This window comes from Streptomyces sp. B93 (genome assembly GCF_018070565.1).
In the GTDB taxonomy this organism is placed as follows: Bacteria; Actinomycetota; Actinomycetes; order Streptomycetales; family Streptomycetaceae; genus Streptomyces.
In genome coordinates this window covers 36,370-56,288 of sequence record NZ_JAGPXL010000013.1, presented here as the reverse complement: position 1 = coordinate 56,288, position 19,919 = coordinate 36,370, and the positions used below count along the sequence as shown (strand labels likewise).

General features: G+C 73.1%; 8 protein-coding genes. 1 reads left to right on the top strand and 7 read right to left on the bottom strand.

What is annotated here, in order from left to right; translation table 11 throughout:
* Nucleotides 1-7: 7 nt before the first annotated feature.
* The 7 genes from KBY47_RS15255 to KBY47_RS15225 all read right to left on the bottom strand — a co-directional run bounded on the left by KBY47_RS15255 (nucleotide 8) and on the right by KBY47_RS15225 (nucleotide 18,028).
* Nucleotides 8-886: a TauD/TfdA family dioxygenase gene (locus KBY47_RS15255; RefSeq protein ID WP_210921641.1), complete on the bottom strand. Its 879-nt coding sequence runs from the start codon at nucleotides 884-886 to the stop codon at nucleotides 8-10.
* Between the two features lie 29 nt (nucleotides 887-915).
* Nucleotides 916-1,614 (bottom strand): hypothetical protein, encoded by a 699-nt coding sequence (locus KBY47_RS15250; protein ID WP_210921640.1) that lies wholly within the window; start codon nucleotides 1,612-1,614, stop codon nucleotides 916-918.
* On the bottom strand, nucleotides 1,556-2,641 hold the full coding sequence (locus KBY47_RS15245) for a GSCFA domain-containing protein (protein ID WP_210921639.1): 1,086 nt from the start codon (nucleotides 2,639-2,641) through the stop codon (nucleotides 1,556-1,558). Before KBY47_RS15245 ends, KBY47_RS15250 begins: the two co-directional genes overlap by 59 nt.
* Nucleotides 2,642-2,651: 10 nt before the next feature.
* Entirely contained in the window at nucleotides 2,652-11,822 is a 9,171-nt protein-coding gene (locus tag KBY47_RS15240) for a non-ribosomal peptide synthetase (protein ID WP_210921638.1), read from the bottom strand.
* On the bottom strand, nucleotides 11,819-15,769 hold the full coding sequence (locus tag KBY47_RS15235) for an amino acid adenylation domain-containing protein (protein ID WP_247694740.1): 3,951 nt from the start codon (nucleotides 15,767-15,769) through the stop codon (nucleotides 11,819-11,821). The genes KBY47_RS15240 and KBY47_RS15235 overlap by 4 nt, the downstream gene beginning before the upstream one ends.
* Nucleotides 15,770-16,506: 737 nt before the next feature.
* Nucleotides 16,507-17,337: a trans-aconitate 2-methyltransferase gene (locus KBY47_RS15230; RefSeq protein WP_210921637.1), complete on the bottom strand. Its 831-nt coding sequence runs from the start codon at nucleotides 17,335-17,337 to the stop codon at nucleotides 16,507-16,509.
* A gap of 91 nt (nucleotides 17,338-17,428) precedes the next feature.
* On the bottom strand, nucleotides 17,429-18,028 hold the full coding sequence (locus KBY47_RS15225; RefSeq protein WP_210921636.1) for an XRE family transcriptional regulator: 600 nt from the start codon (nucleotides 18,026-18,028) through the stop codon (nucleotides 17,429-17,431).
* A gap of 149 nt (nucleotides 18,029-18,177) precedes the next feature.
* Here KBY47_RS15225 and KBY47_RS15220 point away from each other — a divergent pair, with 149 nt between their 5' ends.
* Nucleotides 18,178-19,890 carry an MFS transporter gene (locus KBY47_RS15220; RefSeq protein WP_210921635.1) on the top strand — a complete coding sequence of 571 codons (1,713 nt, stop codon included), beginning with the start codon at nucleotides 18,178-18,180 and terminating at the stop codon, nucleotides 19,888-19,890.
* Nucleotides 19,891-19,919: the final 29 nt, after the last annotated feature.

The following is a 19,919-nucleotide window of genomic DNA, read 5'->3' as shown; positions in this document are numbered from 1 at the left end:
GACCTGGTCAGCTGTGCAGTCGGCTGCCGTCGATGGCCACGCGGCGCCCCTCACGGGTGTGCGGGAAGTAGTCCCACACGGCGTGGTGCTGGACGCTGCGGTTGTCCCAGAGCACGAGGGTGCGCTGCTGCCAGCGGACGCGGCAGTGCAGGAGCGGGGTCTGGGCGATGTGCGCGTACAGCATCGTCAGCAGGGCGTCGCTCTCGGTGCGCGACAGCTGGGTGATGTGTGAGGTGTAGGGGGCGTTGACGAAGAGCAGCTTGCGGCCGTAGTCCGGGTGGCGGACGACGACCGGCTGTTCGGTGCGCGGCACGTCGTACTCGGGAGGCGGGGTCAGCCCGGCGTCTGTCCAGGGCTTGGCGCCGTCGTGGAGTGCGGTCAGGCCGTCCAGGAAGCCCCGCAGGGTGGGGGAGAGCAGGTCGTAGGCGAGGTGCATGTTGGCGAACAGGGTGTCGCCGCCGCTGCCGCCCTCGGGGATCGTGGTGATGTACAGCGTGGAGCCGAGGGAGGGCTCGGCGTCGGCGGTGCCGTCGGAGTGCCAGCCGTTGCCGGCGACGGCTTTGGAGTCCTTGCCCGCCCTGATGTCCAGGATGTGCGGGTCGGATCCCTCGGCGGGGAGGGCGACGGGGTGCAGTCCACCGAAGACGCCCGCGAACCGCTTGTGTTCCTCGGGGGTCAGGTCCTGGTCGCGGAAGACGAGGACGTGGTGGGCGTGGAAGGCGTGCTTGAGTTCCTTCTCCTGCCGGGGGGTCAGTTCTCTTGAGAGGTCGAGGCCGGTGACCTCGGCGCCCAGTACCGGGGTGAGCGGTGTGAGGGTGAGGGTGTCGTAGTGCTCGGCGGGGCGGGTGGTGAGCTGTTCCAGGGCTCGCAGTGCGTAGTCCTCCATGAGGTACCTCCTGGGGTGGGGGAGCGGGGTCAGAGTCCGTGGTCGAGGAGGTCGGCTACGACGAGGCGGCCGAAGGCGTCGTTGCCGTGGATGGTGTCGTCCTTCTGGCAGAAGGCGGCTCGCTGGTGTCCCGTGCCGTCGGTGACCTTGTCGCGCACGTCGACGATCTCGATGCCGCGGGTGGCGAGTTCGGCGCCGACGATGTCCTGGGCGGCGAAGAAGACGGCGGGGTCGGACATGCCGGGGACGCGCTGCGGCGGCAGCGGGGCCAGCACCCGCAGTCCGTGGGCGGCCGTGTGCGCGTAGAAGGCGAGCGCACCGCGGACGCTCGCCCGGATCAGGTCGGTGAACAGTGCGCTGCGCAGGAACGCCTCGGGGACGGTGCCGTGCCGGTCGCGGTGGATGTCCCAGTTCTGCCGGGTGGCCAGGGTGTGGGCACTCAGCCCGAAGGTGCACACGAGCGGCGCCTTGAGCCCGCCCAGCTCGGTGACCTCCAGGGCGTCCAGGAACTCTCGGAACAGTCGCTGCGCGTGCGCGTCCCGGAAGGTGAGCGTGCCGCCGTCGACGTCGAAGAACGGCCCGAGGAAATCCCGCCCGGAACCGAGGGGGCCGCCCACGAAGGGCAGAGCGGCCTCCCGGGCGGCGCGCCCGACACATCCGGCGTGGGAGTCACCGAGCAGGAGGAAGCGGGGTGCTGGGGTTGTAGTAGTCGAGCACGGCGTCGTCACACCAGTGGTCCTCTCCGCCGGTGACAGGGGTGGCCGGGGCCGGCGCGGGCAGCTGGGAGCGCGTCACCGGGTCGCTCCCCGGCCGCAGAGCGCCCAGGAAGTGCCGCATCACGAAGGCCACGCCCTCGGGGGTGACCGTGCGCAGGTTCGGTGCGAAGAAGGCCGCCCGGTACGGGAAGCCCGCGACGATCTCGTACGACGGGAAGTAGTCGACGTCGTGGGAGGCGTCGGCGAGCTGGCCGGCCGCCGCACGCAGCACCGACTTGGAGTGGGTGGTGGCGACCAGGGCGTGGCGGCCGGTGGCGGTCGCCGTCAGCGGAACCGGGGAGACCGTGAGGACCGTGCGCAGCCGGGGGTTGACACCGCGGGCCAGAGCCAGGACGGCCGTCAGGTCGTCGACGACGCGGGCCACCGTGTGCTGGCGCAAGACGTGCCGGGACGGGTCGAAGGTGCCGCGGACGGTGCCCGGACACGTCGGCAGCACCGTGTCCGTCGCGGTGTCGTGCCAGGCCTCGGTCAGGCCGAGGGTGAAGACAAGGACGTTGGCTCTGGCGAGGGCGGTGCGGATGGCGGCCAGGGTGACCTCGCGGGCCGCCAGCAGGTCCTCCCGGGAGGCGAAGCCGTCCGGTTCCACGGAGGGCCGGTAGGGATCGTAGAAGGCTCCGTTGTCCTGCCACACCTCCTCGGGTGGTTTCTCTTCGCCGAGTGCCCAGCCGACCCACTGGCGCAGTGCCGCCGCGGTGTAGATGTTTCCGGTCCGGAAGGAGAAGCGGCGGTAGCCGCGGGCCGCCTGCTCGGCGGGCGTCAGGCCCGGCGGCGGGAGTTCAGCGTCGTACCAGTGCATGCCCTCGCTCAGCAGAGCGCGTCCGATGTGGGCGGCGAAGCAGGATCCGGCGGTGACGACGGGGGCGTTGGTGCCGATGGCGAACTTCGGCGTCCACAGGTCGGTGATGTCAGCGGGGCCGGGCTCGGCGACGGCGGTACGCCAGAAGGACCGTGCGGGCAGACGGGCGTAGGGGTGGGACACGGCGGCCTCCTCAGCGTCCGTCGGGGTGGGACAGGGCGGTGTGCGCGGCGTCCAAAGGCGTGGCCAGCGCGGCGGCGAGGGCCCGCACATGGGGCTGGGCGAGGAGTTCGTAGTGGTCGGTGTCGACGCGGCGTACGGCGTACGGCTCGGTCAGATACGCGTTCCAGGCGTCCGGTGCGGCCGGTGCGGGGGCCAGGACGCGGTCCTGGACGGGGCGCTGCGCCAGCCACAAGGTGGTGGGGGTGCGGGTGAGCCGCGGCAGGCGGTGCCCGGCCATCGCAGTGAGGTTGGCCCGGCAGCAGCGCGCGAGGCGTTCCGCGTAGGCGCGTCCGGCGGCCGTGAGCCGGTCGGCGCCGCTGCCGCTCAGCTCGCGGGCGAACACCGCGGCCACCTGCTCGTCGTCGTAGGCGGCGTACCGGTCGCCGGTGCCGGGCGGCGGCGGGTCGAGGAGGTGGAGCGAGTCGACGGGGTGGCCTCTCTCCTCGGCCAGGGCGGCCATGGACAGTGCGGTCCAGGCCCCGAAGGACCAGCCCGCGAGGAGCAGCCGGCGGTCGGTGCCGGGGACGGCCGCCCGAACGGCCTCCAGGTAGGGGGCGGCGCGGTCGGCTATGGAGTGGGCAGGCAGGCCCGGGTCGCGCAGCCGGGGGTCGGGGATCAGACAGAGGGTCAGGTCCGGGGGCAGCGCGGCGGCCAGGGGCTGGTAGGCCTGGATGTCACCTCCGACCGGATGGACCAGGCACAGCACCTCGCGGCCCGTACCGCGCTGCCACACCTCCGCCTCCACGGTGGCCGGACCGGCCGCGGTGCGCAGGTGTCCGGCGATCTCCGCGAGGCTTACGCGGTGGCTGAGCCGGGACAGGTCGATGTCGGTGCCGTAACGGCGTTTCACCTCTTCGAGGAGTTCCAGCAGGGTGAGCGAGTCGGTGCCCAGGCCGTACAGGGCGGCCTGCGGGTCGATGGTGTCCACGCCGAGCAGGCTCCGCGCGATCTCGGTCAGGCCGGCGGTGGGGTCGGCGGGGACGGGGGTTGCCGGGGCCCGGGAGGCCGGCCCGGCGCCCGCGGTCGCCTCCCCGGTGAACGGCCCGGGCAGAGCGGTCTGTGGCGTGCCGGACGGGCGCGGGGGGCCGGCTGGTTTCGCGGCGGACGCCGCTGCTGCCGGTGCGTAGAAGTGGTGTGCCTGGTCCAGAGGGGTGGTGCTGACCATGAGATGGGGCAGGCGCAGGCCCAGGGCGCGCTCGAACAGCTCCGCTCCGTCCTCGGGGGTCAGCGCCACCGCCAGGTGGTCGTGGTGGCGGGCATCGGTGATCCCCGCGTGCTGCGCCATGCCGACCTCGCGCCAGGCGTCCCAGCCGATGCTGGTGCGTGCGGTGGCGTCGGTCCCGCCGGGCGGCGTGTAGTGGGCGCAGGCGTCCAGGCAGGCGTTGGCCGCCGCGTAGTCGAACTGGCCGGTCCCGCCGAACCGGGCCGCCATCGACGAGCAGTACAGGGCGTAGGCGGGGCCGTGTTCGGCGATGAGCCGTTCGACGAGCAGGACACCGCGCAGTTTGGCTGCTGTGGTGAGCCGGGCGGCGGCGGGGTCGCGGCGGGCGAGGAGGGCACCGGCGGCCGTGCCGGCGGCGTGCACGATTCCGGCGAGCCCTGCCAGGTGCGGGGCGAGCCGGGCCGCGACCTGGGCCAGGTCGTCCGAGGCCAGGTCGGCCTGGACCAGGGCGACGCGGTCCTGGTGGGGACGGAGCACGGAGGGTGTCTCGGTGCCGCGCGCGAGGAGGACGACCCGGTTGCCGGGATGCCGCAAGACACGCGCGGCCAGGGTGCTGCCGATCCCGCCGGTTCCACCGAGCACCAGATGCGTTCCGGGGGAGACCTGCGCGAGCGGATCCGGTGAGCGCGCGGTCACGGGCTGCAGGACACGGTGCCACCAGAAGCCGTCGCGCAGGGCGCTCTGCGGCGCGGTGAGGGTCTCGTCGAGCAGCAGGTCGGGCAGGTACGCCGCCCAGTCGGCCGGACGGTGGGTGGGCAGGTCGGTCCAGTGCAACTGGACGCCCAGCTCCTGCCGGGGCACCTCCAGGGCGGCGCCGAGCAGGCCGGCGGCCGGGGTACGGACCGTGCCGGTCACCGGCTGGGCACCGTGGGACAGCAGCCGGACACGGGGGCGCTGGACGCCGGGGAGGTCGGCCAGGGCGCGGGCGAGCGCGGCGACCGTGTCCAGGCAGGCCCACTGGGCCGTCTCCAGGACGTCATCGTCGAGGACCTCACCCAGGGCCAGTGGCAGGGCGTGCAGCCAGTCGACCCCGGCGGCGGACCGCACCGCCGGGGTGTCCAGCACGGCGGCCAGCTGCCCGGTGTCGGCGGGGTCGGCCGCGTAGCAGTCCTCGCCGAGACGGGTGAGGGCCCGGTCGCGAGTGGCCCGCACGACGATCAGCCGGGCGTAGTGGTCCTCGAGGAACCGCCACCGTCCGGCGTCCGCACTGCCGTCGGTGACCACCACGGCGGTGCGCAGCGGCTGGTGGGCGACGGTGCGGGCGCGGCGCAGCCGTGTCCACAGGGGCTGGTGCAGCCACTGGTCGGCGGGCAGCCGGTCAGGGCGCACGGTGTCGTCGGCCGGGGGGATCGCCCCGGCCGCGGCGATGGCGGCGCGGGGGAAGTCGTGCTCGGTGGTGTCGAAGGCGGGTGGCGGGAAGTCCCAGGGGGCCTGCGCGGGCCCGCGGGGCCAGTCGATGGTGTGGCCGTTCGCCCAGGCTCGGGTGAGCGCGTGCGGGTCGCGGCCTTGGACGGGCACCGGGTCGCGCGGGTCCGGCGCCGTGACCTCGAAGGCGGAGCAGAGCCACGCGACGGCCGAGGCGGCGTCCGGGCAGACCGCCCCGGCGCGGTGCGCGAGCGCGGGCCGTCCCGCCTGGAGGTGGCGCAGGACCTGGGGGTAGGTCTCGGGGCGTGCCGTGAGATAGGAGGCGACACGGCGGGCGTCGGCGCGTACCGCGGCCGGGGAACTTCCCGACAGCGGCAGGCAGGGCAGTGACTCGGCCGGGTCCGGCACTGGGACCGGCGCCGGGCCGGGCTGCTCCAGCAGCAGGTGCGCGTTGGTGCCGCCGACGCCAAAGCTGCTCACGGCGGCCACGCGCGGCTGGTCCCCCGGCCAGGGCTCGGCGGTGACCGGGACCCGGAAGGCGCCGTCGTCGATCTGCGGGTTGAGTCGGTCGAAGTCGGCCGTCGGCGGGATGATCCCGTGGTGCACGGCGAGCACCGCCCGCACCAGGCCGACGATGCCTGCCGCGGCGCCCAGATGACCGATCTGGCTCTTCACGGAGGACAGCGCCACCCGGGCGTTGTCCGCAAGGCCGTACGCCTGCCGTAGCGCCGCCGCCTCCACGGGGTCGCCGAGCCGGGTGCCGGTGCCGTGCGCCTCGACGTATCCGAGGTCGGTGGCGTCGCGACCGCTGCGGAGCAGCGCGGCACGGATCGCTGCTCGCTGCCCGGCCACCGACGGCGCGCTGTAACCGAGCTTGTCGTGGCCGTCGTTGTTGAGGCCGGAGCCGGTGATGACGGCGTACACGGTGTCGCCGTCCCGGCGGGCCGCAGCCAGCGGTTTGAGTACGACCACGCCCGCGCCGCTGCCGCCGACGGTTCCCTGGGCGTTCGCGCTGAAGGGCCGGCAGTGTCCGTCCGGGGAGAAGATGTGCTGCGGCCGGTAGGTGTAGCCGCCGGTGAGTTCGGTGTCGACCAGGACGCCGCCGACGAGCATCACGTCGGCGTCGTCCTGCCGCAGCAGGCCGGCGGCCACGTGTACCCCGGCGAGTGAGCTGGAGCAGGCGGACTGAAGCGTGAACGCCGGTCCGGTGAGCCCCAGATGGTAGGCGGCCTTGGTGGCGAGGAAGTCCTTCTCCTGGTGCAGCGCCAGCCGGAAGGCGTCGGGCAGCTTGTCCGGGTCGCCCTCGCGCAGCATCCGCTGGCCGTAGGTGTTCTCGCCGCAGGAGGCGACCAAGCCCACGCGCCGGGTGCCGGGGTCGGCGAGCCCAGTGTGGGCGAGTGCCTCGACGCAGTTCATCAGCAGGTGGCGTTGCTGGGGATCCATCAGCCGCGCCTCGTGCGGGCTGATTGTGAAACGGCCCGGGTCGAAGGCGAGGAGTCCCGCCATCTGGCTGCGGGCCCCGACCTTGCCCTGTGGTGCCGGGAAGTGCTCGATGCCGCGCCGCCCGGAGGTGACCAGGTCCCAGAAGGCGGCGAGGTCGGGTGCGCCCGGCAGCCGTACGGCCATGCCGATGACGGCGACGGGTTCGTCGGACGGCCGGACAGGGGCTGTGCCGTGGCCGGGATCGGCGGTCCGCGCGCGGCCGTCCAGGAGCCGGGCCAGTGCGCGCGGGGTGACGTGCTCGAACAGGTCGGGAACGGTGAACGGGAGATCGCCGGGCCCCGAACACCTCAGCTGGAAGCGCATCAGGTCCAGGCTGGTGGCGCCCGCGTCGAAGAACCTCTGGTCGACGGCGACCGCCTTGCCGGTGACGGCCTCGAACAGGTCGGTCAGTCTCCGCTCCAGAGGGCTGAGGGCGCTCGCGGTGCCGCCGGGGGCGCGCAGCTCGTGGCCCGGTGCGGTGAGGGCCGCCCTGCGGTCCAGTTTGCCGCTCGGGGTGCGGGGCAGCTCGGTCAGGCGCCGGAAGCGGGCGACACGCACATGGGCGGGCAGCAAGCGGGCGAGGTGGGCGGCGAGCCGGGCGGGGTCGGGGTCGTCGCCCCGGCACTCCAGGGACGCCGTGAGCCGGCCGTCCGCGACGGACGCGACCGCGTGGGTGATCTCGGGAAACCGCAGCAGCGCGGCCTCGACCTGGCCCAGTTCGAGCCGGTGGCCGCCGAGTTTGACCTGGCCGTCGTCGCGGCCGGCGTAGTGCAGCAGGCCCTCTGGGCCGAAGTGGGCCAGGTCGCCGGTGCGGTAGAAGGTCCCCGCGTCGGGATCGTCGATGAACCGGTCGTGATGGGTGTCCGGGCCGCCCAGGTAGCAGCGTGCGGCCATCGGCCCGCCGATCAGCAGCTCTCCGGTGACGCCCGGCGGGACGGGCAGCCCGCACTCGTCGACCACCCGCAGCACAGCGTGCGACACCGGTCGCCCGATGGCGGGCCGGGCGGGCCAGGCGGCGGGGTCGCCCTCCAGGCACAGGGCGCTGACGACATGCGTCTCGGTGGGACCGTAGTGGTTGAACAGCCGGGCACCGGGCAGGCCGGCGAACCAGCGCCGGATCACGTCGGTGCACACCAGCTGCTCGCCCGCCGTCACCACTTCGCGTAGCCGGGACGGGAACCGTCCGCTGCTCACCCCGTGCTCGGCGAGGAGTTGCAGTGCTACGTACGGCAGGAAGATCCGCTCCGCCCCGCCGGCCTCCAACTGGTCCAGCAGCGCGGGGACGTCATGCCGCCAGGCGGGTTCGACCAGGCGCAGCAGGCCTCCCGAGCACAGGGTGGTAAGGATCTCCTGGAAGGAGACGTCGAAGGACAGCATGGAGAACTGCTGGGTGACGGCGGGCTGTGCGAGGCCGCCCTCGGTGCGCTGCCAGGTGAGCAGGTTGCACAGGGTGAGGTCGGGGACCTGGACGCCCTTGGGCGTACCGGTCGAGCCGGAGGTGAACAGGGTGTAGAGCGGGCGCACCGCCGGGCGGTGGGGCACCGTCGCGGCCTGCGGGGCGTCGGCGAGGACAAGGGGGTGCCGGGGCAGGTGCGGCGGGGCCAGACCGTCGAGGAGACCGAGGTCGCCGGGGGCGGCCAGTACGCACAGCGGGTCAGTCTGTCCCAGGACGTGGCGTAGCAGCTGCGGCGGGTAGGCGGGGTCGAGCGGGACGACGGTGAGGTTGAGGCGGGCGGCGGCGAGGACGGCCACGACGTGCTCGACGGAGGGCTGAAGGTAGAGCGCCACGGACGCCGGCGCGGTGGGGTCGGCGGGGAGGCGGGCGCTGAGGAGAGCGGCCAGCTCGTTCGCCTGCGCGTCCAGTTCGGCGTAGGTCAGGCGGCGCCGACCGTCGGTGACGGCCGGGGCGTCGGGGGTGCGGGCCCTCTGCCAGGCGAAGCCTTCGGCGACGGTGGTGAAGTCGGGATCCGGGGCGGAGCCGCGGCCGGTGTCGTGCGGAGCCAGGCGGTAGGGGGTGACGAGGTCCCGGAGGAGGACGCCGGGGTTCGTGGTCAGCTGGTCCAGGGCCTGGCCGAAGAGCCGGGCGGCTGCCTCGGCGCGGTCGGCGCCGATGTCGTCGCGGTACTCCCACAGGCAGTCGAAGCCGCCCTCGTGCTCGACGACGGACAGCGTCAGGGCGCACTTGGCGCCCAGGGGTTCGGGCCACCTCGGCCGGATCGCGCATCCGTCCAGACGGACCGCCTCGAACCGTGTGTTCTCCAGTACGAAGAGGTAGTCGAACAGCGGGGCGCGCCCGCGCAGGGCCGGCTCGGTCAGGACGTCGGCGAGCGCGACGTCCTGACCCTCAAGGACGGTGCGCACGGTCTCGGCGTGCGCGGAGAGGTGGGCGCCCAGGGAATCCTCCGGGCGCGCGGCGAGGCCGAGGAGCGCGGTGTTGGCGAACATGCCGACGGTCTCGGCGAACTCCGGCCGGGGCCGGTTCGCCACAGGGGTGGCGATCAGGGGACGGCTCTGCCCGGTCACGCCGTACACGCTCGCGGTGAACGCGGACACCAGGAACTGGAACCTGGTCAGGCCGAGTTCCGCGGCCCGGCGGTCCACAGCTGCGCGCCTGACCAGGTCCAGGGAGGTGCGCAGCAGCCGCGCCTGCCGCCGGGCCGGGCCCGCGGGGACGGGCAGCACCGGTGATGCCTCCGGCGTGTGGCCGTAGTGGGCGCGCAGGGCGGCGCGGCGGTGTTCGTAGGCCGGCGTGGCGTGCCAGGTCCGCTGCCAGCGGGCGAAGTCGAGCGGGGTGGTGACGGGTGCTGGACGGCCGCCCCTTTCGGCGCAGGCCTCGCTCAGGTCGCGGAAGAGGAGGTTGAGGGACCAGCCGTCCACGGCCACGTGGTGCAGGTGGAGCAGGAGCAGTCCACCGTTCGGACGCTGCGCCCAGGCCACCCGCAGCATGCGGTGGTCGGTGAGGTCAAAGGGCCGGGCGAAGAAGCGGCCGGCGGTTTCCTGCCATCCTTCCCCCGCCCGCGCGTCCGCCTCCTGCCAGGGGTCGTACGGCTCCTCGGCCTGCTGGCGCAGGCCGTCCGGGGTGGGTACGAGCCGGGTGCGCAGCGCCGGGTGCCGCTCGACGAGCGTGCGGACCGCACGCCGCAGGACCCGGGCATCGACGCGGCCTTCGATGTCGAGGACGAGCGGGACGTCGTAGGAGCGGTCGTCCGGGTCGCGCTGGTGGAGGAGCCAGAGGCGTTCCTGCTCATCGGTGGCCGGCGCGTCCGTGGCAGCGCGGGCGGCGGGGACCGGCGGGTGGTCGGCGGCGACCGCGGCAGGGGCGAGGACCGCGTCGGTGAGGGCGGCGAAGTCGGAGCGCAGCACGAGGCTCTGCGGCAGGTCGACGCCGTGGCGCTGGAGGATCTCGAAGCGGAACTGCAGGGCCTTCAACGAGTCACCGCCGCTCGCGGTCCAGCGGTCCTCAGGGCGCAGGCCGGTGACCTTGAGGATCTCCTCAGCGAGTTCCAGGACGGGCCGGTGCCGGCCGCTGACGGGGGCCTCGCTCCGGTGGGTGCGGGTCCACGCCGGCCCGGCGCCGCGCACCAGGGCGGCCTGGTCGACCTTGCCGTTGGCGGTCAGCGGGAGTTCGGACACGAGGTGGGTGCGGTGCGGGCGCATGTACGACGGCAGCGTGGCGGTGAGATGACGTTCGTAGGCGTCGAAGCCGAGGTCGTCGCCGAGGACGAGGAAGGCCAGCAGTTCGTTGCGGTCGGACGGGTCGCGCAGGGTGCACACATGGGCCTGGCGGACGGCGGGATGGGCCAGGAGCTGGCGTTCGACCTCGCCGGGTTCGATGCGGAAGCCGCGCACCTTGACCTGCCGGTCGGCTCGGCCGACATAGGTCACCAGGCCGTCGGTGTCCTGCCGGACGAGGTCGCCGGTGCGGTACCAGCGGCGGGGGCGGCCGTGTTCGTCGGGCAGTTCGACGAAGCTGCGCCTGGTCTGTGCGGGCAGATTCCGGTAGCCGCGCGCCAGCGCCTCGCCGGACAGCAGGAGTTCGGCGACCGTGCCCGGTTCGGCACGCGGCCCGTCCGCGGTGTGCAGGAGCATGCCGGTGCCGGGCAGGACGGTGCCGATGGGGATCGTGACGCCGGAGAAGTCCCGCGCGATGGGGTGGCACAGGGCGAACGTGGTCGCCTCGGTCGGCCCGTACACGTTGTGCAGGCGGGTGCGTGAGGCGGGGTTGGCGTCGTACCAGCGGCGGATCAGGGGGACGTTGAGCCGTTCGCCGCCGATGAGGACCTGGGAGGCGTCGGCGAAGCACTCGGGGACCTTCTCGACGACCGCGTTGAACAGGGCGACCGTGATGAACAGCGTGTCGATGCGGCGGGTGCGCAGCGTGCGGGCGAGCAGGCTGGGGCTGTGCACCTCGGTGTCGTCGAGGATGACGCAGGTGCCGCCGGTGAGCAGCGGGGCCCAGACCTCGAAACTGATCGCGTCGAAGGCGGGGTTGGACAGGCAGGCGTAGCGGGCGCCGGGCCACAGCCGGATGTAGCCGGGGCGGGCCAGTCGCAGCACGCCCGCGTCGGTGACCTCGACCCCCTTGGGGCGTCCGGTACTGCCGGAGGTGTAGAAGACGAAGCCGGTGGCGGTGCCGGTGGCGGCTGAGTCGGCCGGAGCGGGCGGGTCGGCCGGCTCCAGCGGATCGAGCAGCGGTCCGGGGCGCAGGCCGGGCGGTGTGCCGTGATCGTCGCGGATCACGGTGACGGCGCCGCAGTCGGTGAGGATGTGGTGCTGGCGGTCGGGCGGGCTGAGCCGGTCCAGAGGGACGACGGTGGCTCCGGCGCGGCGGATGCCCAGCATGACGCAGATCAGCTGCCAGGAGCGGGGCAGCGCGACGGCGACGGAGTGTCCGGGCCGCACTCCGCGGGCCCAGAGCCGCTCGGTCACCCGGGCGCTGAGCATGTCCAGTTCGGCGTAGTCGAGGGTGCGCGTGCCGTCCTGGACGGCTGTGGCGCCCGGGGTGCGGCGGGCCTGGGTGAGAACGGCGGCGGCGAGCGCGCTCGCAGCGTCGGACGGGGCGGGCGGGGTCATCGTCCCTCCCGCACGGAGGCGGCCGGAGCAGGGGCCGCGCCGGATTGCGCCGAGTGGTGGGCCAGTTCGGCGGCGAGCAGGGCGCCGACGCGGGCCGCCCCGGTGCCCTCCAGGATCTCCCAGTGGTCGCACTCCACTGTCTCGACGTGGAACGCGCCCTCGGCGCGACGCCGCCAGAAGTCGCGGACCTCGGCGTGGAAGGGGGTGTCCGTGCCGCCGGGTACGGCCTGGGCGAGGACCAGACGGACCGGGGAGGGGGCGGGGACGTGGTCGCGGGCGGTGAGCCGGTTGTGGTTGTAGATCCGGAAGTAGCGGTCGACCTGGGCGTCGTCTATACCGGGGTACATTCCGTTGAACCTCACGAGTTTGTCGCGGAACTCGGCCGCGTCGACGACGGTGATTGCCTCGCGGGCGCTGGGGGCGTCGCTGGCCTGGGTGTCCAGGAGGACGACGCTCACGTGCCGGTGTCCGGCCCGGCCGAGCAGCCGCCCCATCTCGTGGGCGACGAGACCTCCGTAGGACAGTCCGGTCAGGACGACGGGGCCGTCCCCGAGAGGTCCGAGCATGCGCAGATATGTTTCCGCCATGGCCTCGACCGTGGGCAGGACCTCCTCGGCGGGGTTCACTCCCGGTGACTGGATGCCGTGGAGAGCGATGTGTCCGGGCAGGAAGGAGGCCAGGGGCAGGTAGCAGAAGGCGGTGCCGCCGGCGGGGTGGACGCATACCACGCGGGGGCCGGTGCCGGCGCGGAACTCGATGAGGCTGCCGGAGGTGTGGTGGCGGCCGTCCTCGCGCAGCAGGGCGCCCAGCGACTCGATCGTGGGCCGCACCATGACCTCGGCGACGGGCAGGTGTCGGCCGAATGCCTGGGTGACCTCGTGGGCCATCTTGATGGCCGACAGGGAGGTGCCGCCGATGTCGAAGAAGTTGTCGCGCACCCCGATGCCGGGGTGCAGCAGGATGCGCTGCCAGATGCGGTACAGGGTGTGTTCGACGTGGTCGCGTGGACTGGCGGTGTTGACCTGGGTGGCGGTGCGCTCGTGCACGAGCCGCAGCAGTTCCGCCCGGTCGGCCTTGCCGCTGCGGTTGAGCGGAAGGGTCTCCAGACCGAGCACCACGGCGGGGATCATGTACTCGGGCAGTCGGCGGGCGAGCGCGGCGCGCAGGCCGTCGCCGGAGTCCGAGGTGCCCGCCCCGCCGACCGCGGCGACCAGCCGGGGCTGCCCGGCCGGGTCGCGGTCCGCGAGGACGACGGCCTCGCGGACGCCGGGCAGGGCCATGAGCGCGGCCTCGATCTCGGCGGGTTCGACACGGAATCCGCGCAGCTTGACCTGGTCGTCGGCGCGGCCCGCGTAGTGCGCCTGGCGGTCCCCGTCCCAGCGGGCGAGGTCCCCGGTGCGGTAGACGCGCGCGCCGGGCACGAACGGGTCCGGCAGGAAACGTTTCTCGGTGAGATCGGGGCGGCCGAGGTAGCCGCGGGCCAGGGAGGCGCCGCCCAGGTAGACCTCACCCACCACGCCGGGCGGCACGGGCCGCATACGGCCGTCGAGGATGTACAGGCGGGTGCCGGGCAGCGGCCGACCGATGGGACAGGGACGCTCCAGAGGGCGGGGGGCGTAGTAGGCGGTGCTGTACAGGGTCGCCTCGGTGGGGCCGTACCCGAAGCAGATCCGCAGACCCGGCAGGTGCCGTGTCATACGGTGCAAGGCGGCCTCGGTGAGGGACTCCACGCCGGTCAGCAGGGTGCGCAGCGGCAGGTCGCGCAGCCGGGCGGCGGGATCCTCGTCGATCCACTTGACATAGGCGGGTGGCAGGAAGGCCTGGGTGACCTGGCGCTCGCGCATCCAGGCCAGCAACGCGGCCGGGTCGCCGCGCAGGTCCTCGGGGACGATGTGTACGGCACCGCCGGTGGTCAGGGGCAGCAGCAGTTCGTGGATCGAGGCGTCGAAGCCGATGCTGGACCAGGCGGAGCCGATGTCACCGGGGGCGGTGCCCATCCGCTCGTGCCAGGTCGCGAAGAGGTTGAGGACGCTGCGGTGCTCGACTGCGACACCCTTGGGCCGTCCGGTGGACCCGGAGGTGAAGATCACGTAGGCGGTCTGGCCGGGGGAGCGGCCGACGTCGGGCGGCGGGTGCTCCCCCGTGCTTCCCTCGGCCTCGACGGCGCCGAGGCCGAGCCAGTCGGCGGGCCACTCGTGCGGGCCGTGGTCGCTCAGGACGACGGAGCAGGCGGCGTCCTGAGCCATGCCCGTGAGGCGGTCTGGCGGCTGCTGCGGATCGAGCGGGAGGTAGACGGCGCCCGCCTTGAGGATGCCCAGGATGCCGACGGCCAGCCCGCAGGTGCGGCGTGCGTGCAGCCCCACGGCGTCGCCCGTACGCACACCGCGGGCGGCGAGGGCGTGGGCGAGCCGGTTGGCGCGGTTGTCGAGGGTGGCGTAGTCCAGGGCGTGGTCCTGGTCGGCGACCGCGATGCGGGTGGGGTGCCGGCGGGCCTGCGACTCGAAGAGGGAGGCGAGGCCGTCGGCCGCGCGCAGGGCGGCGGCCACCGGGTCGCGCGGCACGACCGCCGCGGCGTCGCCCGAGGAGATCAGGCGGGCCCGGTCGTCGGCTCCCATGAGTTCCAGGTCGCGTATGTCCCGGTCCGGGTACCGGGCGAGGTCGGTCAGCAGCCGCTGCAGGTGGTCCGCCCAGCGCCGGGCGGTGGCGTGGTCGACGAGCGCGGTCGCGTAGTCCAGGTGCCCGGTGACCTTTCCCTGGGACTCGGTGGCCGACAGGGCGAGGTCGAACTTGGCCGGGGCCAGGGCGATCGGGAGCGGGCGGGCCTCGATCCCGGGTATGCGCAGCAGGTCGGCCCGGTCCGGCACCCAGGCCAGCATGGTCTGGAACAGGGGGGTGTGGGAGGCGCTGCGCGGGGGGTTGACCAGTTCGACGATGCGCTCGAAGGGCACGTCCTGGTGAGCCAGCGCTTCGCGGACGACGGCGCGGGTGCGGGCGAGAGCCTCCGATCCGGTGGGGGCCCCGGACAGGTCCACGCGGACCGGCAGCGAGTTGACGAAGAAGCCGATGGCATCGGCGGTGCCGGGACCGCGGCGGCCGGTGACCGGAGTTCCGACAACGATGTCTTCCTGCCCTGACAATCGTGACAGCAGCACGGCCCAGCCGGCCAGGACCGCCACGAACAGGGTGGCGCGGTGTTCGCGGGCCAGACGCCGCAGTGCCGCCGTGGTGGCGGCGTCGAGGCTGAACTCGACGCGTCCGCCGTCGTAGTCCTGCTCGGCCGGCCGCGGGCCTATGATGGGCAGTTCGAGAACGGGCGGCGCGTCACGCAGCGCCCTTTTCCAGTGCTCTTCCTGGTCCTTGAGCGAGCCGTCGAGCACGGCCCTGTGCTGGGCCTGGGCGTGGTCGGCGTACTGGGTTGCCAGTGCGGGTAACGGGTCGGGTGCGCCGTCGAGCAGGGACCGGTAGAGAAGCCCGGCCTCGCGCATCATCACGTTCATCGAGGCGCCGTCGTAGATGCTGTGGTGGAACGTGAGGAGCAGCGCGTGGTACTCGGTGCCCAGGCGCAGCAGGCGGCCGCGGCCCAGCGGTCCGGACGCGAGGTCGAACGGCGCGGTGTGCTCGTCCCGTTGGCGTGCGGCCAGACGGGCGGCGGGGTCGGCGTCGGCGGTGAGGTCCTCGTAGGAGAGGACGAAGCCCGTACCCGGCGGGTCGATGTGCTGCTGCACTGTGCCCGCCTCCGCCACCAGCCGCGTGCGCAGGCTTTCATGACGCTCCGTCAGCAGATCGAAGGCGCGTCTCAGCAGGTCCAGCTCGAGGGGGCCCGTCAGGGCGTAGGCGATGGTCTCGTTGTACGCGGCGTTCGCGCCCGGCAGTTGTGCCAGGAACCACAGACGCTGCTGGGCAAAGGAGGCGGGACGGACCGTGGGGGAGGTGTACTGCACCGGCAAGGTCTGGCCTTCCTGTCGAGACGGCGCCGCAGAGAATCCAGCGCCCAGAAAGCGGTGGCATGTCGGAGAGCGGTATCAGGAAAGGTGTCCCGAGGCGATAACGGAAAAAGGCCCCGGTCAAGCGCAGCGCAATTACCAGACGCTGCCAGCCGACTAAATGACCACGCCATCGTGGTGGCGGCTGGCAGACTGACGGGAAACCGTGAGACAACGGTGATCATCAGCCAGATGCGGAAGGGATGTCAACACTTGACATCCCAGGCGCCGTAGGTGACCCGGAATGCTTCGGCAGGCGGAAGCGGAGAATCGCCTACATGACCTCAAATACCGTACAAGGGGGCGGATTGGCGTCAGGTGCGGTCCGATCGGCGGACCGCAGTCCGGAGCCGGTACCGGCGGCCCCGGGTCAGTCGTTTTGCCGTCAGATGCCGGAGGGGAACGAGGTCAGTGGTGACCCTGTACGGCGAAAGCGGCTGGCTGGTCGGCGTGAGGAAAGCCAACGGCTCCACCCCTGACGGCAGGGAGGATGTCCGTTCGGCAGCGTCGGCAAACAGCACCTGCTGATGGATTCCCGTGGGGTCACGGTGGCCGGGTGCCGCACCTCGGGTTCGAGGAGCGCCGCTGCCACGCGCTCAGCCCGGTGCTGCGCAGGCGTCGTGCAGGAGACGGACAGGCGGGTTGGCAGACGGCCGGGTGGTGGGGCCCTCTGGCAACGCGGCTGTGGGTGACGCCGGATGTCAGGCGCGGCGGGCGGCCCAGACGGTGCGCTCGGTGCGGACGGCGAGATCTGCGCGGTGCAGAAGGCTGTGCGGGCTGTCGGGGTCCAGGAGTTCGTCGAGCGCGGCGAGGTCCTCGGGGCTGAGGGCGGGTGCGGCGGCGGCGCGGACGCGGCGCAGGCTGGCGTGGGCGTAGCGGCCGACTGCTTCGCCGCGTTCTCCTTCGACGGTGACGGTGAGGGTGCGCTGGTCCTCGATGGTGAAACCGGCGTCGGTCAGCATGGGCCCCCAGTCGGCGCCGCGGTGCGGAACGTGCTCGGAGTGGAAGGCGTGGGTCGCGGCGTGGGCGCGCTCTTCGAGGCCGGGCCGGTTCTCGGGGGCATGGGCGGGCAGGAAGCGGGGGAAGCCCGCGAGTTCGACGACGGCGAACAGGCCGCCGGGGGCGAGCAGTTCACGGACGCCGCGCAGGGCGCGGGCGGGGTCGGCCATGTGGTGCATCGAGGCGGAGGCCCACACCAGGTCCGGTGTGCCGAGGTCGGGCCAGTGCGGGCTGTCGAGGTCGGCGTGCACGGTCCGTACGTGCCCCTCGACACCGCGGGCGCACGCCTTCTCGCGCAGGAGCTGGAGGTGCCCGGCCGAGGTGTCGACGGCGGTGACGTGCGCGTCGGGGAAGCGATCGAGGAGGGCGAAGGTGCCGGTGCCGGTGCCGCAGCCCAGGTCGACGATCTGGCGCGGCGCGCTCCGCACCGGCAGCCAGGCGGTGATGGACGCCGTGTGCTCGGCGAGCACCTCGGCGTCCAGATCGAGGATCTCCGCCTGGTCGGCGTCGCTGTGCTGATGCGTGTGGGTCATGGCGTCACCGTAAGCCCGGTCATGCCCCTTCGGCACGAAACCTTGCGGAACGCGCAAGACAGTGGCCCGCTGGGCTGCCCGCCACGCAACATCACCCACCACCCGCACCGCGCCCTGAGTCTTCGGCGCCCGCGTCCTTCTGATGGCCGCGGCGGGCATCGCGGTCGAAGATGCCCAGGATCTCGCAGGGCCCGCCCTCGGCGCCGATGGCGTGCGGCATCATCGTGGGGAACTCGGCGGCCTGGTTGGTCCCGATGCGAAAACGCCGGTGGCCGAGCATGAGGACGGCGGTGCCGGACAGCACCACCAGCCATTCGCGGCCCGGGTGGGCGCGCATGCGGGCCGGGTTGTCGGGCGGCGGGTCCGTCATCCGCTGACGCATCACGCTCATGCCGGGCTCGCCCTTCATGGGCCAGCGCATCACCCCGTGGGCGCCGTCGATCATCGGGCTGATGACGACGTCGTCGGCGGCGTTCTCCACCAGCTGGTCCAAGGTGGTGTCCAGTGCGCGGGCGAGGGTGACCAGCTGGTCCAGGGCGAGGCGGCGCTGACCGTTCTCGATGCGGCTGAGCGAGGACTGGCTGAGGTTGGCGCGCGTGGCCAGTTCCTCCAGCGACCAGCCCTGCGCGACGCGCAGCGCGCGGATCCGTTTGCGTACGAGGCTGTCCAGCTGCCCATCTTCTTGCGTCATGAGCAACATGGTATGCCCCAGGTGCAATACGGGTTTAGCGTCGCACCCAGACACGCCGTGCGGTGAGCGGCCCCATCCCAGTGACCCGGCGACCGGCCCTGCCCGGGCGCTGATCCCGCATGCCTGCACGCCCTTTCCGGAAGGAAACCATGAGCACCCATCAGCCTTCTCAGGCAGCGGCCGCCACACCGGCAGGCGGCGGGGGCGCGCCGGACGCGCGTCAGCTGCGCGCGGTCCTGACCGCCGTATCGATCGCGCTGATGGCGGTCATCGCCTCGGTGTCCGGGCTGAACGTCGCACAGACCCACATGGCCGTCGAGTGGGGCGCCGCTCAGACCACCGTGCTGTGGATCATCAACGTCTACACCCTCGCCCTGGCCGCCCTGCTGCTGCCGCTCGGTGCGATCGGTGACCGTCTGGGCCGCAAGCCCATGCTGATCACCGGCCTGGTTGTCTTCGGCGCCGCCAGCGTCGTCGCGGGACTCGCCCCGTCCGCCGCGGTGATGATCGGCGCCCGCGCGGCCGCCGGCGTCAGCGCCGCGATGATCATGCCGATCACGCTGGCCGTCATCACCTCCACCTTCCCCGAGGAGCAGCGCGGCAAGGCGATCGGCGTGTGGACCGGCGTCGCCGGGGGCGGCGGCATCCTGGGCATGTTCCTCTCCGCCCTGCTGGTCGACGTCGCCGACTGGCGCTGGCTGTTCGCGCTGCCCGTGGTCCTGGTCGTCATCGCCCTGGCGATGACGCTCACCTTCGTGCCCGACTCCCGCGAACGCTCCGCCCACTCCTTCGACACCCCCGGCGCACTGGTCTCCGTCCTCGCCGTGGCCGGACTCATCTTCGTCCTGCAAGAAGGCCCCGAACGCGGCTGGACCTCCCCCCTCACCCTGGCCGGCCTGGCCGTCGGCGCCCTCGCCGCCGCCGCCTTCATCGCCTGGGAACTGCACCGCCGCGACGCGTCCCTGCTGGACGTACGCCTCTTCCGTGAGCGCGGCCTGGCCGGAGGCTCCGTCACCCTGCTCGTCGTCTTCGGTGTCCAGGCCGGGATCGCCGTCGTCCTCTTCCCGTTCTTCCAGGCCGTCCTCGGCTGGTCCGGACTGCTGTCCACGGCGGCGATGATGCCGATGGCCGTCATGATGATGACCGCCTCGGGCCTGGCCCCGAAGCTGGCCGCCGCGATCGGTGCCCGCTCCGCCATGACCGCCGGCGTCGCCCTGGCCACCCTCGGCCTGGCCCTGATGGCCCTGTTCGTCTCCGTCGACGGCGGCTACCTGTCCGTCCTGGCCGGCATGCTCGCCATGGGCGCCGGCATGGGCCTGTCGATGACACCCTCCACCGAGGCCATCACCAGCTCCCTGCCCCGCGCCAAGCAGGGCGTGGCCTCCGCGCTCAACGACGTCACCCGCGAGTTCGGCACCGCGCTCGGCGTCGCCCTGCTCGGTGCCCTCCTGGCGGGCGGCTACCGCGGCGCCATCGACGGCAGGCTCGACGGCATCCCCCCGGGCGCCGCGGACACCGCCCGCGAGGGCATCGCCAACGCCGTCGAGGTCGCCCCCAGCACCGGCAGCCACGCCCAGGACCTGGTCCAGGCGGCACAGCAGTCCTTCGTGGACGGCTGGCAGCAGGCCATGTCGATCGGCGCCGCCGTCATGACCGCACTGCTCCTCTACGTCGCCCTGCGCGGCCCGGAGAACACCGCACCCCTCCGGCCCGGCGCCGAAGCGGCGGCCCCGAAGACCGGCGTTCCGGAGAACGTCGCTCTGGAGACCGGCGCTCTGGAGAATGTCGCTCTGGAGACTGGCGTTCCGGAGACCGGCGCTCTGGAGGACGTCGCCGCCCGCCGGGGAGACGACCACCACTGACTCACCAGTACGGCCAATTCCAGTCACGC

Excerpts from the sequence above, each read along its gene's own strand:
- KBY47_RS15255 (WP_210921641.1), bottom strand. The coding sequence starts at position 886 with ATGGAGGACTACGCACTGCGAGCCCTGGAACAGCTCACCACCCGCCCC.
- KBY47_RS15240 (WP_210921638.1), bottom strand. The coding sequence starts at position 11,822 with ATGACCCCGCCCGCCCCGTCCGACGCTGCGAGCGCGCTCGCCGCCGCC.
- KBY47_RS15230 (WP_210921637.1), bottom strand. The coding sequence starts at position 17,337 with ATGACCCACACGCATCAGCACAGCGACGCCGACCAGGCGGAGATCCTC.
- KBY47_RS15225 (WP_210921636.1), bottom strand. The coding sequence starts at position 18,028 with ATGACGCAAGAAGATGGGCAGCTGGACAGCCTCGTACGCAAACGGATC.
- KBY47_RS15220 (WP_210921635.1), top strand. The coding sequence starts at position 18,178 with ATGAGCACCCATCAGCCTTCTCAGGCAGCGGCCGCCACACCGGCAGGC.